This is a genomic window from Thiohalophilus sp. (assembly GCF_031581315.1).
Lineage (GTDB): Bacteria > Pseudomonadota > Gammaproteobacteria > UBA6429 > Thiohalophilaceae > Thiohalophilus.
Genome location: NZ_JAVLAZ010000063.1, coordinates 1,479 through 14,667, shown reverse-complemented (window position 1 = coordinate 14,667; position 13,189 = coordinate 1,479). Strand labels below are relative to the sequence as shown.

At 56.2% G+C, this 13,189-nt stretch carries 12 protein-coding genes; all 12 read right to left on the bottom strand.

Annotated elements, in window-relative coordinates; all coding sequences use genetic code 11:
* Positions 1-112: 112 nt before the first annotated feature.
* Complete coding sequence (locus RI563_RS09680) at positions 113-1,678, bottom strand: cytochrome D1 domain-containing protein (RefSeq protein WP_310694173.1); 1,566 nt, start codon at positions 1,676-1,678, stop codon at positions 113-115.
* Between the two features lie 184 nt (positions 1,679-1,862).
* The gene (nirJ, locus tag RI563_RS09675) at positions 1,863-3,086 is read right to left on the bottom strand and encodes a heme d1 biosynthesis radical SAM protein NirJ (RefSeq protein ID WP_310694172.1); all 1,224 of its coding nucleotides are present in this window, start codon (positions 3,084-3,086) and stop codon (positions 1,863-1,865) included.
* A 9-nt stretch (positions 3,087-3,095) separates the two neighbouring features.
* Positions 3,096-3,602, bottom strand: a complete 507-nt coding sequence (locus RI563_RS09670; RefSeq protein WP_310694171.1) for an AsnC family transcriptional regulator — start codon at positions 3,600-3,602, stop codon at positions 3,096-3,098.
* A 16-nt stretch (positions 3,603-3,618) separates the two neighbouring features.
* Positions 3,619-4,068 carry an Lrp/AsnC family transcriptional regulator gene (locus RI563_RS09665; protein ID WP_310694170.1) on the bottom strand — a complete coding sequence of 150 codons (450 nt, stop codon included), beginning with the start codon at positions 4,066-4,068 and terminating at the stop codon, positions 3,619-3,621.
* Complete coding sequence (locus RI563_RS09660; RefSeq protein WP_310694169.1) at positions 4,058-4,636, bottom strand: AsnC family protein; 579 nt, start codon at positions 4,634-4,636, stop codon at positions 4,058-4,060. Before RI563_RS09660 ends, RI563_RS09665 begins: the two co-directional genes overlap by 11 nt.
* A complete protein-coding gene (locus RI563_RS09655; RefSeq protein WP_310694168.1) occupies positions 4,627-5,094 on the bottom strand; it encodes an Lrp/AsnC family transcriptional regulator in 468 nt (155 codons plus the stop codon). Before RI563_RS09655 ends, RI563_RS09660 begins: the two co-directional genes overlap by 10 nt.
* Positions 5,091-6,278 (bottom strand): cytochrome D1 domain-containing protein, encoded by a 1,188-nt coding sequence (locus tag RI563_RS09650; RefSeq protein WP_310694167.1) that lies wholly within the window; start codon positions 6,276-6,278, stop codon positions 5,091-5,093. Before RI563_RS09650 ends, RI563_RS09655 begins: the two co-directional genes overlap by 4 nt.
* Positions 6,275-6,610, bottom strand: coding sequence for a cytochrome c (locus tag RI563_RS09645; protein ID WP_310694166.1), 336 nt, complete (start codon positions 6,608-6,610; stop codon positions 6,275-6,277). Before RI563_RS09645 ends, RI563_RS09650 begins: the two co-directional genes overlap by 4 nt.
* Positions 6,600-7,391: a uroporphyrinogen-III C-methyltransferase gene (cobA, locus tag RI563_RS09640; protein ID WP_310694165.1), complete on the bottom strand. Its 792-nt coding sequence runs from the start codon at positions 7,389-7,391 to the stop codon at positions 6,600-6,602. Before cobA ends, RI563_RS09645 begins: the two co-directional genes overlap by 11 nt.
* Positions 7,392-7,527: 136 nt before the next feature.
* Complete coding sequence (locus RI563_RS09635; RefSeq protein WP_310694164.1) at positions 7,528-9,261, bottom strand: cytochrome D1 domain-containing protein; 1,734 nt, start codon at positions 9,259-9,261, stop codon at positions 7,528-7,530.
* Between the two features lie 267 nt (positions 9,262-9,528).
* Positions 9,529-11,043, bottom strand: a complete 1,515-nt coding sequence (locus RI563_RS09630) for a 4Fe-4S binding protein (protein ID WP_310694163.1) — start codon at positions 11,041-11,043, stop codon at positions 9,529-9,531.
* Positions 11,044-11,354: 311 nt separating this feature from the next.
* Positions 11,355-13,189: nitric oxide reductase activation protein NorD (locus tag RI563_RS09625; RefSeq protein WP_310694162.1), on the bottom strand; the 1,835-nt coding region annotated here is incomplete at its 5' end.

The following is a 13,189-nucleotide window of genomic DNA, read 5'->3' as shown; positions in this document are numbered from 1 at the left end:
CTAGGTACTAGATTGTGGGAGGGGCTTTCAGCCGCGACCTCTCAAATCCCGGCAGGTCGCCGATGAAATCGCCTCCCACAAGATGCTAGCCCCTAGCACCTAGTCACTGTTCTTAGTGACTGGTTCCTTCCGTATATCTTGTTTTGTTGTAGACATTGTACTTACCCGAGGGTTTGTTCATCGGCAGGCGTTTGACTTCTTCGAGGGTCTTTGCATCGTAGACGATGACATAGCCTTCCTTGTCCCAGATACTCAACAGAGCATGACGGCCGTCGCGGTCGAATTCGACATGGGCGGCGGTTTTTCCCGGGACCGGTTTCAGGGTTTTGACGATCTCCAGTGTCGATTTGTCGATGATATGGACTTCATCATGGTGTGGACCGAAAAAAACATCGACCCAGGCGTAGGGGCTGTTTTTGTGGCTGCGCATAAAAAAGCCCGGCCCGTGGGTTTTGATGGTTTTTACCGTTTCCCAGGTTTGCATATCGATGACGCTCACCTCTCCCTTTTTCAGATTTGGCGTCGCCAGGACGCGTCGGCCCTGGTATTCCCAGCTGATGCCGGAGCCCAGATGCGGCAACCCTTGCAGATCGACCTCGGCAATCTTGCGCCCTACAATCATGTTGATGACCTGACCATTATTGGCATTGCGTGCCGCACCGATCAGATGTTTGTAACTCTGGTCAAAGAAGAAGTCATCCAGGTAATCGTCCAGCATGATCCGTCGCAACGGGAACGGACCCCGATCCATGTAGCCTTCTTCATAGCGATAGTCATGCATATAGCCAGTAGCGACCGGTTCCGGCTCGTCCAGATAGCTGATCTCCCAGACTTCCTTGACGTCTTTTAAAGCCGCGACAAAACTGCCCCGTGGCGGCGCCGTATACACGGCACTGACCCGGGAAGAGCGACCCTGCTTGTCCCTGACACCAAAAATCCGGATTGGCGACAAATCTTTGGCATCCAGTAAAACCAGGGTGTGCGGCAGGTAGTTGCCGACCATGACATAACGGCCGTCGGCGGATACGGCCAGATTTCGGGTATTGATGCCCGCGCGGATCTCGGCCACGGTCTTGAGGTTGTACATATCGAACTTGCTGATCCAGCCGTCACGCGAGGCAAAATAGACATAACGACCGCTGGGCGAATACTTGGGCCCGCCGTGCAACGCAAAATGGGTCTCGAAACGATGAATGGGTTCAAATTTGTCGCCATCCAATACGGTCGCATGATGATCGCCGAGCTCCACCACCATGAACAGGTTGAGCGGATCGGCGTCGAAAACCGGGGTGTCTGAGAGTTCGGACTGACGATAGTGAATTTGATGCGAGGCTTCTATCTCCGCCTCGCCCCAGGACGGCAGCTCCGGCAGGGGGGTATAGATATACTCGACCAGGGCGGCAATCTGCTCATCATTGAGTTTGTCAGAGAAGCCCGGCATTTGCGTGGCCGGACGTCCCTGACGAATAACTTCGGCTGCTTCATTCTTTTTCAAGCGCTTGAGATTGCCGGGTAACAGGGCCGGCCCCATGGCACCCAGCCGGTTGGGAGCATGACAGCTGGCACAATGTTGCTGGTAAAGCGGCTCGGGGTTCGCCATAACCGAGAAGGATAACAACATCAGTAATACGACAGGTCCAATCCGATGACCTGTGACAGTAAAAAGCGACTTCGACATGCACTTATCCTTTTGAACCAGCAGATCTTGTCTGCACAACAGGTTCACGTCAATTTAAACCACTGAAAACACTGAGACTACCGAAGGCACTGAAAAAACTATTTTATGCAAGCCCGGTGCATTCAGTGTCTTCGGTGATTAAAAAATCTTCCGCACAAACGCCCCGACACCAGGCGTTCCCTGTTCAGGATTTGAGCTGTGCAACCTGCCGATGGCGGGAATAGGGATAGAGCTGCAGCCTTTCATGCAAACCGGTGTAACCGATTTCCTCGTCGCTCAGGTAGCAGGCCGGATCTTCCTGCCAGGGATCACCACTCAACTGCCAGGCCCGTACCCGGGTATTGCCGCCGCAGACAGCCAGATGCTGGCACTGGGCGCAACGCCCTTTGAGTGGGCGCTGTTCGGCCTTGAGACCAGCCATCAACGGATCGCTGGTATCTGCCCAGATTTCGGAGAAGCGGCGCTGTTTGACATTGCCCAGCGTATAATCCCACCAGAAGGTGTCGGGATGCACATTGCCCAGATTATCGATGTTGGCGATATTGACGCCAGTGGCGTTACCGCCCCACTGCTCCAGCCGGGCCTGCATGTAATCGAGATATTGCGGAAAGTTGCGTGCCACCCAGAAAAGCAGATAAACCCCGTCAGCATCGTTGTTGCCGGTAACAAACTCCTGCTCAATTCCATTCTGGATATTACTCCAGCAGGTATCGAACAGAAGATCCATTGCGTCGCGGGTGAGCTGATGTACCACGTCGTCCTTGCGGTTTTTGTTGCCGCGTCCGGCGTAATTCAGATGCGAGAGATAAAACTTGTTAATGCCTTCTTCATTTATCAGATCGAGCAACTGCGGTAACTCAACTGCATTATCCATCGTCAGGGTAAAACGCATGCCGATCTTGATGCCATTTTCGCGACACAACCGGATACCGCGCATGGCCTCATCAAAGGCTCCCTGCTTACGGCGAAAATAGTCATGAGTTTCTCTGATGCCGTCGATGCTGATACCAACGTAGTCATAGCCTACTGCGGCAATCTGATCGATGTTATCTTCGGTGATCATGGTGCCGTTGGTAGACAAACCTACATAAAAGCCCATCTCCTTGGCGCGATGCGAGATATCGAAAATATCCCCGCGCATCAGCGGCTCGCCACCGGAGAGAATCAGAACCGGTACGCCATACTGCCGGAGATCGTCCATTACGTCATAGACCTGCTGCGTATCCAGCTCCCCGGGAAAATCCTTGTCGGCAGAAATAGAGTAACAATGCTTGCAGGTCAGGTTGCAGCGCCGAATCAGATTCCAGATGACAACCGGCCCCGGTGGCTGGCGTCTGGGGGGTAATATGGCATCCGCTCCCTTGACGAGTGTATCCAGCTCTTTCATATACTGGGTAATTCTGAACATAATGGCCTCCTAGGGGGTCAGCCGCATTCCGGTCTTTTTAAGAATACGGCGGCTGAATAACACGTCGTGCCCGCGATCATTGTCGCCCAGCAATCGCGCAATTTCGCCAACCTTTTCCAGCGCCTCTTCGCGGCTGGTAGCATGAACCATGGCGAACAGATTATAGGGCCATGCCGGAAGATGACGGGGCCGCCGATAACAATGACTGACAAATTCCAGCGCACCGACCTGTTTACCCAGCGCCTCCACATGCTCGTCGGGCACATTCCAGACACTCATGCCGTTGGCGGTATAGCCGAGTTTATAATGATTCGGTACCGCGGCGATGCGACGGACAATACCCTCGTCCGACATCCGACGCAGCCGATGCATCACTTCCTCCGCGCTGATACCCAGCTTGCGGGCCACAGCCTCATAGGGACGCCGCTCCAGCGGCAGACCATCCTGTGTCGCCAGAATAATCCGGCGATCCGTCTCGTCCAGCATGGATACTTTGTCGTCTTTCAGTGCCTGCATCGTTTTAACCCGCCGCTCACACAGCCAGTTTCAGCCCGACGAAATACTCGTCCTGCTTGGGCATGTTGTAACAACTGTAGCCTGTATCAAGTTCAATCTCGGTCAGAATCGCATCAATGTGCTTGGGGTTTTCCGTGGCGATCACGAACCACATGTTAAAATGGTGCTCTCGTTCATAATTATGCGCAACTTCGGGGAAGCTGTTGACGATTTCAGCGACTCGCTCGAAATCGTCCTCGCGAATGCTCATTGCCACCAGGGTAAATGCACCACCGAGTCTTTCAGCCTGATACATCGGCCCGAAACGGGTTAATGTCTTGTCGGCCAGCAACCGCTCGAGACGGGCTAGTAGTTCATTTTCATCCAGCGCAAGCTTTTCTGCGACCTCGGCGAATGGTTCCTCCGCGATCGGAAACCCCTCTTGCAGGGCATTGATAATCTGCCTGTCAACTGCATCAAGTTGCATAGTGTCTCTCGTCTATAACGCGCGGAGTCTTCTCATCTGTGGCCCGATAAACCGCACCACGCTGTTTGAAACGACGCCGACTGAACAGAACACGGTGTGGCAACGCCTCCAGATGGCATTGCTCTATCAGCCAGTCGATGCGCTCTAGCACCTCCTCGCGGGATTTGCCATGAATCATGCAAAACAGGTTATAGGGCCAGTCAGGCAGGACTCGCGGACGGCGATAACATAGTGTAATAAAATCATATTGACTCAGGCAGCGCCCCAGTTCCGAAACGCGCTCATCGGGCACATCCCAGACCAGCATGGCGTTGGCACGGTAACCCAGCTCGCGGTGACGTACAACGACGCCCATGCGTTTGATGACACCCTGTTGCTGTAAGGTGGCCAGACGGGCCAGGACTTCCGACTCATCGATTTCCAGCTGATCGGCAATTTGTGCATAGGGCCGGGAACACAGCGGCAATCCGTTTTCAATAGTATGAATCAGCGCATCGTCAACCGTATCCAGTTTTGCCAGATGCTGATTGATGCTTTGTAGCTGTTTTTTCAGGGCTTTCATGTCCATTGCAAATCAAACCCCAGATCAATGTGGTAGTCCTCGAGGAGCGGAAGTGCAAGGATGGAATGGCTGGTTCGCTCTTCCATCTCCCCGAGGACTGAACACAACTCGGCCTCACTACCCGCCGTGGCAACAAACCACAGATTGAATTCATGTTCGCGCTCGTAGTTGTGATTAACATGCGGATAGCTGTTGATAATTTCCGCCACGGACTCCAGTTCGTCCTCGGCGACCGACATGGCTGCCAGGGTGCTGGCACCCACCCGGTTGGGCCGAAATACCGCACCGACCCGGCTGACCAGACCCTCGTTCTGCAACTTGTCGAGCGTCTCAAGCACCTGCTGCTCGCTCACTCCCAGTTGTTCGGCCATGTCGGCATAGGGTGTCGGCGACAATGGAAAATCATGCTGATAATCGTTCAGCAGGTGACGTTCCAGTTCACTCAGTGGCTGTTCGCTGTTCATAAACCTATCCGATGCGCCCGGTTGGTAAAGAAAATCCCGCTGGGTGATGCCATTTCCAGACTGGTAATCTCCTGCCGCGTATAGGCATCATAGACGCGCACCCGGTTGGCGTCGCGCACGGACACCCAGACCTCGTGACCGCGGGGGGTAAACTCCATATGTAGCACAGCCGGACCCGGCTTGAGCGTATCGATCACCTCCAGACTGGCGACATCGATCACCTGAATGGTGTCGTTGTCCGGATGGGCGAAATTGACCCAGACATGGCGCTGATCCGGACTGGCCATGACAAAGACCGGCTGACTGTGCACCGGTATACGCTTGACCAGCTGCCAGTTCGAGCGGTCGATAACCAGCACCTCGTGGCCGCCCACGGCCGGCACCAGGGCATAATCCCCGGCCATGGCCCAGCCCTCCAGATGCGGCATTTTGTAGACCGGTAATTTCTCCTCGCCACGCCCGTAATCGCCCAGAATCTGTTTGACACCGGCCTGCGGCTGCCAGAGATCGAGCAGCGCCAGGCCATCCTCGCCAAACAGACCGGCGATGTAATAGCGTCCCTCGCCGGAGATCAGTGCGTCATAAGGTTGTTTGCCCACATCCCGGTAGCGGGTGATTTGCGGTTGCGTTGGTTGGCGCATATCAGCGACCCAGATTTCATCGGCCTCATAAAGACTGAAGACAAACTGTTTTTGCGGGGCATCCACCAGGCCCACGACCTTGGAACGTTTTCCGTTTTCGCCGATTGCCGGAATATCGGCCACGAGTTCCAGCGTTTGTGCATCAAAGATTTTGACACCACCGGGCTCGTAATTGGAGACAGCGATGAGCGAACCATCCTGGGAGATCGCGCCGCCGATACTGTTACCGGACTGGATGATGCGCCTGTCGATGCGCTGCAACAGCATGTCGATCTTTGTAAGGCCCCCGTCGCGACCGAACACATAGGCATAACGTTCGTCCCGGGAATAGACTACCGAGGCGTGAGAAAGATCGCCCAGCCCCTCGATCCGGGCCAGCGCGCTCCGGCTGCTGGTATCGATAATTTGCACACTGCCCGTGGCCCGCTCGATCACTAGCCCGAGATCGCCGGTCGCCCGCGGCGCCAGACCCTGACAGCCTGTTACCAACAGGAATGCCAGTAGTAACAGAGCGGATCGGTAATACATGATCATACGGCTCATTCGTCCACTCCCCGATACAGCAATTCAATAATCCAGCGAGCTTCTTCGCGACTCAACAGGTTGGACCAGGGCGGCATCGGCGTACCGGGACGCCCGTGCAGTACGGTCGCAAGCATGGCGTCTTTCGGTTTATCGCCAATGGCCTGTGGAGTTAACGCCGGACCGAGACCGCCTTTGAGCGTCAATCCGTGACAGGAGCCGCAATCCTGGAGCACCATGTGACGTAGTTCGGCCGCGCGCTGGTTCGAAATCGACTCCGCGCTCCAGCCAGTGGTGGTTATGGCCAGCATACCGGCAATCAGCAACACGCCGAACGACAATCTAGACCACATGGTGTGCGCCCTCTTTGACAGGTGTCTGCTCCCGGGGCAGATACCAGTCCATCTGCTCGGCCAGCGCCACCACCTTGCCGATCACAAACAGTACCGGGGGCCGGAAGGCCTGTTGTGCTGTTTGCTCCGCCAGGTCGGACAGCGTGGTAATCAGGCGGCGCTGGCGGGGCGTGGCCCCGTCCTGAATGGCCGCGGCCGGCGTCTCTGCCGGCAGACCGGCGTCGATCAGCTTGCGGGTAATATCGTGAATATTGGCCAGGCCCATATACACCACGAGCGTCGTGTCTTCGTTGGCCAGTTTTTTCCAGTCATGCTGCAGATCAAGATTGTTACGGGAGTGACCGGTAATGATCTGCACACCGGTCGCCAGGCCCCGGTGGGTCATGGGGATACCGGCATAGGTCGTGGCTGCGGTCGCGGCGGTCACGCCGGGTACGATTTCAAAATCAATACCGTGTCTGGTTAGATAAGTCGCTTCCTCGCTGCCACGGCCGAAGACCAGCGGGTCGCCGCCCTTGAGACGGACAATCGTTCTGGCCTTATGGGCCATTTTTACCAGCAGAGCGTTGATCTCTTCCTGTGGCAGGGTGTGATGGTCTGTGGCTTTGCCGACAAAGATACGGCTGCTGCCGGCAGGGATCAGCTCCAGAATCGACTCGGAAACCAGCCTGTCATAGACAATCACATCGGCCTGTTTGATCAGGCGCAATGCCTTGACCGTCAGCAGGTCCGGATCGCCGGGTCCGGTACCGACCAGATAGACACAGGACTTGTTTTTCATGAGGTACCAGCCTTTGGTGTTTCTTACAAACCTTGCAGGTCGGGATTCAGACCGTTTGACGGGGATGAACCCCGAACTGCAATTTCTGTAAAGCAGGCAGGCAGAGCCTTGTGGCCCGGCCTGCCATTTTCAACGTTTAGTAAACGTCCTTCATGGTGTTGTACACATTGAACTTGCCGGTCGGAGTCACCAGTTTCTTGTCCTTGATGACTTTCTTCAGCTTCAATGTCTTGTCATCCACGATAACCAGCGCGGACTGTTGTTCCTGGCCGTTCCAGACCGAGAACCAGACCTCGTCACCCGCCTTGTTGTACTCGGGCTGAACAACACGCTTCGGTCCTTCACCCAGATCCGCCCATTCCGCAATCGGCAGCACCTTGAACTGTTTTTCAGGATTGCGGGTATCGAAGACGGCAACCGATTGGCTAACCTTCTCATTGGGGTTCAGCGCCGTATCCACATACAGATGATTGGACTTGGGATGGGTCTTGACGAACAGCGAACCGCCGCCCTGACCTTTCAGCGTCCGCACCACTTTCCAGGCATACTGCTTGTGGTTTTTCGGATCGGTACCGATCAGCGAGATGGTGTCATCCCCCAGATGGCTGGTCGCCCACACCGGACCATATTTGGGATCCACGAAGTTGGCGCCCCGACCGGGATGCGGAATCTTGCCGACATCGATCATCGCTTCCAGCTTGCTGTCCTTGGAGTCGATTACCGCGATCTTGTTGGAATTGTTCGCCGCTGTCAGGAAATAACGTTCGGTAGCGTCCCAACCGCCATCATGCAGGAATCGGGCTGCCTCAATGTTGGTGATCTTCAGATTTTCCAGATCCGAATAGTCCACCATCTTGACGATGCCGGTTTCCTTGACGTTAACGATAAACTCCGGTTTTTCATGCGAGGCAACGATCGCCGCAACACGGGGCTCAGGATGGTATTCCTGAGTATCGACAGTCATGCCACGGGTAGCGACAATCTTCTTCGGCTCCAGCGTATCGCCGTCCATGATGACAAACTGCGGCGGCCAGTAGGTTCCGGCGATCGCATACTTGTCTTCATAGCCCTTGTACTTGGACGTTTCTACCGAACGTGCTTCCATGCCAACCTTGATTTTGGCCACGGTGTCCGGCTTCTTCATCCAGAGATCAATCAGATTGACCTTGGCATCACGCCCGATGACGAAAATATAACGTCCTGAATGGGACATGCGCGAAATGTGCACCGCGTAGCCTGTATCCACAGTCGTTATAATCTTCTTGCTGTCGCCGTCGATCAGAGCAACCTTGCCCGCATCGCGCAAAGTGACCGAGAAGATATTGTCGAGGTTATACTTGTTCTGTTTCCTGTTCGGCCGCTTTTCGGGCGGAACAATAACCTCCCAGGAATCCTTCATATCGGCCATGCTGAATTCCGGCGGTGTCGGCGGCTCATGCTGCAGGAAGCGCGCCATCATGTCGATCTCTTCATCGCTCAATTCTCCGGACGTACCCCAGTTGGGCATGCCGGCCGGTGAACCGTAGTTGATGAAGGTCTTCAGGTACTCCGTCCCTTTCTTCCGTGTCTCTTCGGTAGTCAGAGGTTTGCCGGTCGCACCTTTTCGCAGCACCCCGTGGCAACCGGCGCACCGTTCAAAGTAGATCTGCTTGGACCGGGCAAATTCCTGCTCCGTAATTTTCGGTCCCGCGGAGCTGCGGGTGTCCCCGGTTTCCGATTCCGGTACCGGCGCACCCTTGTAACGCATCTCTTCTTCGGGCGTGCCGGGATGGCCACTGTCGGTCGCCGCCCACAGCGGTACAGCGGTAAGTGAAAGGGCAAATGCCGCGCAAACGCTGGCGACCGTTTTGCCTGTGTTGAGGTGTTTCATTGTCGTCCCCTCCTGGTGAGAATTTGGCTTCATTGTTGTTTTATGACTTTGAGAACAACGACGCCTTGACATCGATCAAACCGCAAAATTTTGGCTTCCTTATATCGGTTTTGATCAAGGCTAGTTGGCTATTCATGGTTTTCAAGCCTTGATTAAATCCATTAATTCGCCGGGCATGCTGCTGATGACTACGTCACAAACTTTCAAAACACTGATCCCCGTTCTGCATAGTCGGCAGCCGCATTCCTGCGCCATCTCAGGCCTCATTCAGGTCGGCGGGTCCGACGGGGGTGCCTTTGCGGCCACACCGCCTGCGTTGCGCCGGTGTCGTTCCTGGCGACGGCGCTTGTCGATCAGCGGCGGACATTTCTGAGTATTCCAGTAGGTTATCTGACAGGCGAGACAATAATGGCATTCGGTCTCGATGATCTCGCCGGTACCGCGAATGGAGCCTACTTCGCACTCGTTGCGACAGATCTGACAGGGATGCCCGCACTCCTTGCGCCGGCGCAGCCAGTCGAAAATGCGAAACCGGGCCGGAAAGGTCAGCGCCGCACCCAGCGGGCAGACATAGCGGCAAAAGAACTTGCGAATAAACAGACTCACCAGCAGCATCAGCAAGGCGTAAAACACGAAGCCCCACTCACGCTGAAAGCGCAGGGTGATGGCAGTCTTGAACGGCTCCACCTCGGCATAGGTCTCGGCCAGGCTCAGCGAATGCAGTGACAGGCCGAACAGTCCCAGCAGAATGATGTACTTGATGGCCCAGAGCCGCTCGTGCACCACCTCCGGAAACTCGAACGAGGGAACTTTCAAATAGCGTCCCAGCCGGAAGACAAACTCCTGCAGAGCGCCGAAGGGACACAGCCAGCCGCAATAGACGCCACGGCCCCACAATACGATGGTGACAGCGACAAACGACCAGAGAATGAACATCGCCGGGTCGATGAGGAAACTTTCCCAGTTGAACTCCCGGAACAGGGAACGCAAAAAGGTCAGCACATTAACGATGGACAGCTGGGCCAGGGAATACCAGCCGATAAACAGTACGGTATAAATCAAAAACCCGGTGCGCAGTCGCTGTAACAGGCGGGGATGCCGTGCCAGCCAGTCCTGCATAATCAGAATAAACAACAGAACCAGCAGTCCCAACGCCAGCACCACGATTTGAAAAATACGCTCCTGCCAGACCTGTACCCAGATAGGTCCATAATCCCCTGACGTGGTCCCGACTGCGCCCGCCTTGTCAGAGGGACTCACCCCGTCTGACAGGGTCAGAGACTTACTCACCTCTTCCAGCGAGCGCGTGATACTCGCATTGAGTACCATCACCGTGATGGTCGCGCCGCTGATACCGTCGAGCACCGTCGTTCCCTGCCGCGAGCGCCCGCCTATTTTCAGGGTGTCATCAATACTTTTGCCGAGGTATTGATCAATAAACTGCTGCAGATCCTGTTCCGTGATCCCGACCACCAGAATCGGCTCCTCGTGTGCCAGGATCCTGACCCCCGTGATCGTCCCCGTCGTGTCCATCGTAACCAGGGTATGAATCGGCTCGCCGGAATAGGCCGGAATGGGGACAATATCGGTGGTCACAAAGGCATAACCCAGCAACACATTGCCCCGGTAGATCCGTGTGACCGGCGGTTGCCCCTCCGCCTCCACAAGCCGATCGGCAACCGGGAAAAACGCCCGAACCTCCCCCAGATCGAATTCCGCACTGGCCGCCGATAACGACCCGACGACAAATAACAACAGACAGGCGACAACCGTTTGTTTCATCACTGCCAGCAATTCCGCCCCCGGTTTTTAAATGGCAATATCTGGTGCCTTTAGACACGGTTACAGTCTAGTAAAAATCCCGCAATTGTCGCCTTGATACGTATCAACGTTATCGGTTCATTTCTCAACTACCGGATACTAACGCGGAGTTCGCGGAGGCGCGGAGACGCAAAGGCTTATAATTTTGAATATTGAGTTTGAAGCTTTGAATTGTCGACGCGCATTAATTCAACATTAAGAATTAAAATTTCTTTTTTCTCTGCGTCTCCGCGCCTCCGCGTCCTCCGCGTTGATTCCCAGTAAATGTTCTATTAAACACTGTGCTGTGTGATGCGAGCGTAGAGCAGCGGCAGGTCGCGGGGTAGTTCGGCCGGTTTGCGGATCACCACAAAGGCGTCATTGCCAAATATGTAGGGCAGATAATCGTTGCCCTTTTCGTCGATGGTCACGCAAAACGGCTGTATGCCCTGCTTGCGCGCCTCGACGATGGCCATCCGGGTATCCTCGATGCCGAAGCGGCCTTCGTAGTGATCCAGATCGTTGGGCTTGCCGTCGGTCAGAATCAGTAATAACTGATCATGGGCGGTTTGTTTTTCCAGGGTCCGCGTCGCCTGGCGAATCGCCGCGCCCATACGGGTGTAGAAGCCCGGTTTGATAACGTTGATCCGGCCCCGTATCGCGGCGTTGTGTTTCTCGGCGAAGGTCTTGATGGTGTGGAACCGGACATGATCCCGGTAGCGAGAGGAAAAACCGTAAATGGCGAAGCGATCGCCGCTGGCGGAGAGGGCTTCGGAGAACAGCATCAGACTGTCGCGAATAATATCGATCACCCGGGATTCATTGTTGACCCAGGTATCGGTGGAAAGCGACAGATCGGCCAGCAGCAAGCAGGAGAGATCCCGGCGCCCGCCGCGAAAATCCCGATACAACCGCTGTTCGGCCATGGCCTGGCCGCGCAGGCGTTCGCTGGAATGTTCCAGAAAGGCGTGCAGATCGATCTCGCTGCCGTCGCTTTGCTGGTTGAACCAGACCCGTTGCGGCACCAGTGACTCGAACTGTTTTTTTAACCGTCGGGCGGTGGTCAGAAGATGGTCGGGCAGCTCGCAGGCCGGCGCGTCAGCAGCGATCATCGGCAATACACAGCAGTGATCCGCCAGCCACGTCTGCTTGCGGTAGTCCCATTCCGGCAGCCGGATTCCTTCGCCGATCGCCCGATCGTCATCGTCTTCGCCGGGCAGATCCAGATCAAAACGCAGCCGCTTGGCCGTGCTCTTGCTGTCCCGCGCGACGCTCACCACTTCCATGTCATCCAGAGTCTGCTGGGCGCCGTCGATGTCGTCGTCCTCCTCGGTACTGCGATCCACCTTGACGTATTCGGCCCAGCTGAGAATGTTCTCGAACCGATCCAGCACCAGCCCCTTGTCGCCGTCCGGCATGTCGACCTGCTCGGCCCGGTGCCGACGCTCGTCGTCCAGTTGTTCGACATCCCCCTCGGCCTCGGGCAGATCGTCCTGTGCCGGCTGTTGGCCGGTGCGCCGATCCAGCGCCCGCGGCGGCGCGGGATGTAGCCACAACAGCACCGGCTGGGGTGGCTTGCCGGCGTCGGGCAGATCGGCGACCTCGCCGGGATTGCTCAGCGCGGTACGAATCGCCTGCTCCCGGGCCGCCTCGTCGCGCGGCAGGCTGGCGGGCTCGGGGCGCCGTGCCAGCTCGGCCTCCACCAGCCGCCGATAACGGGCCGCGAGGCCCGGATAACGCTGTAAAACCCGGCGGGTCAGCCACTGGCTATAGGTAAACCAGGCCTCGTCATTCGGCCGGTATTCGGCCGCCAGGGCCGCCAGCCAGAGATACAGATCCCGGTTCAGATGGCGTTCGGGATAGGCGTCGACCCGGGCCGGCAAAAACAGCGACTCCTCCGTCCGCCAGCACAACTCGACCTTGTCACCGCTGCCGGCAATACGCTCCAGCAGACTGCGGCGTCCTTCATGTTCGCTGGCACTGGTCGCCTCGATCCGCAAACCACCCTCGCCCCCGGCGGCACGAAACAGAATGCCGAGGGTCTTGCTGATCTCGGCCAGCGTCACCGCCTGTTCGGGATAGCTGCGCTGCGCCGAACGGGTAATAAAGCGATGCCATAACTTGCCAA

Bases quoted from the DNA above. Each gene is read 5' to 3' on its own strand.
- RI563_RS09650 (WP_310694167.1), bottom strand. From the start codon at position 6,278: ATGAGCCGTATGATCATGTATTACCGATCCGCTCTGTTACTACTGGCA.
- RI563_RS09680 (WP_310694173.1), bottom strand. From the start codon at position 1,678: ATGTCGAAGTCGCTTTTTACTGTCACAGGTCATCGGATTGGACCTGTC.
- RI563_RS09655 (WP_310694168.1), bottom strand. From the start codon at position 5,094: ATGAACAGCGAACAGCCACTGAGTGAACTGGAACGTCACCTGCTGAAC.
- RI563_RS09645 (WP_310694166.1), bottom strand. From the start codon at position 6,610: ATGTGGTCTAGATTGTCGTTCGGCGTGTTGCTGATTGCCGGTATGCTG.
- RI563_RS09670 (WP_310694171.1), bottom strand. From the start codon at position 3,602: ATGCAGGCACTGAAAGACGACAAAGTATCCATGCTGGACGAGACGGAT.
- nirJ (WP_310694172.1), bottom strand. From the start codon at position 3,086: ATGTTCAGAATTACCCAGTATATGAAAGAGCTGGATACACTCGTCAAG.
- RI563_RS09660 (WP_310694169.1), bottom strand. From the start codon at position 4,636: ATGGACATGAAAGCCCTGAAAAAACAGCTACAAAGCATCAATCAGCAT.
- RI563_RS09635 (WP_310694164.1), bottom strand. From the start codon at position 9,261: ATGAAACACCTCAACACAGGCAAAACGGTCGCCAGCGTTTGCGCGGCA.
- RI563_RS09630 (WP_310694163.1), bottom strand. From the start codon at position 11,043: ATGAAACAAACGGTTGTCGCCTGTCTGTTGTTATTTGTCGTCGGGTCG.
- cobA (WP_310694165.1), bottom strand. From the start codon at position 7,391: ATGAAAAACAAGTCCTGTGTCTATCTGGTCGGTACCGGACCCGGCGAT.
- RI563_RS09665 (WP_310694170.1), bottom strand. From the start codon at position 4,068: ATGCAACTTGATGCAGTTGACAGGCAGATTATCAATGCCCTGCAAGAG.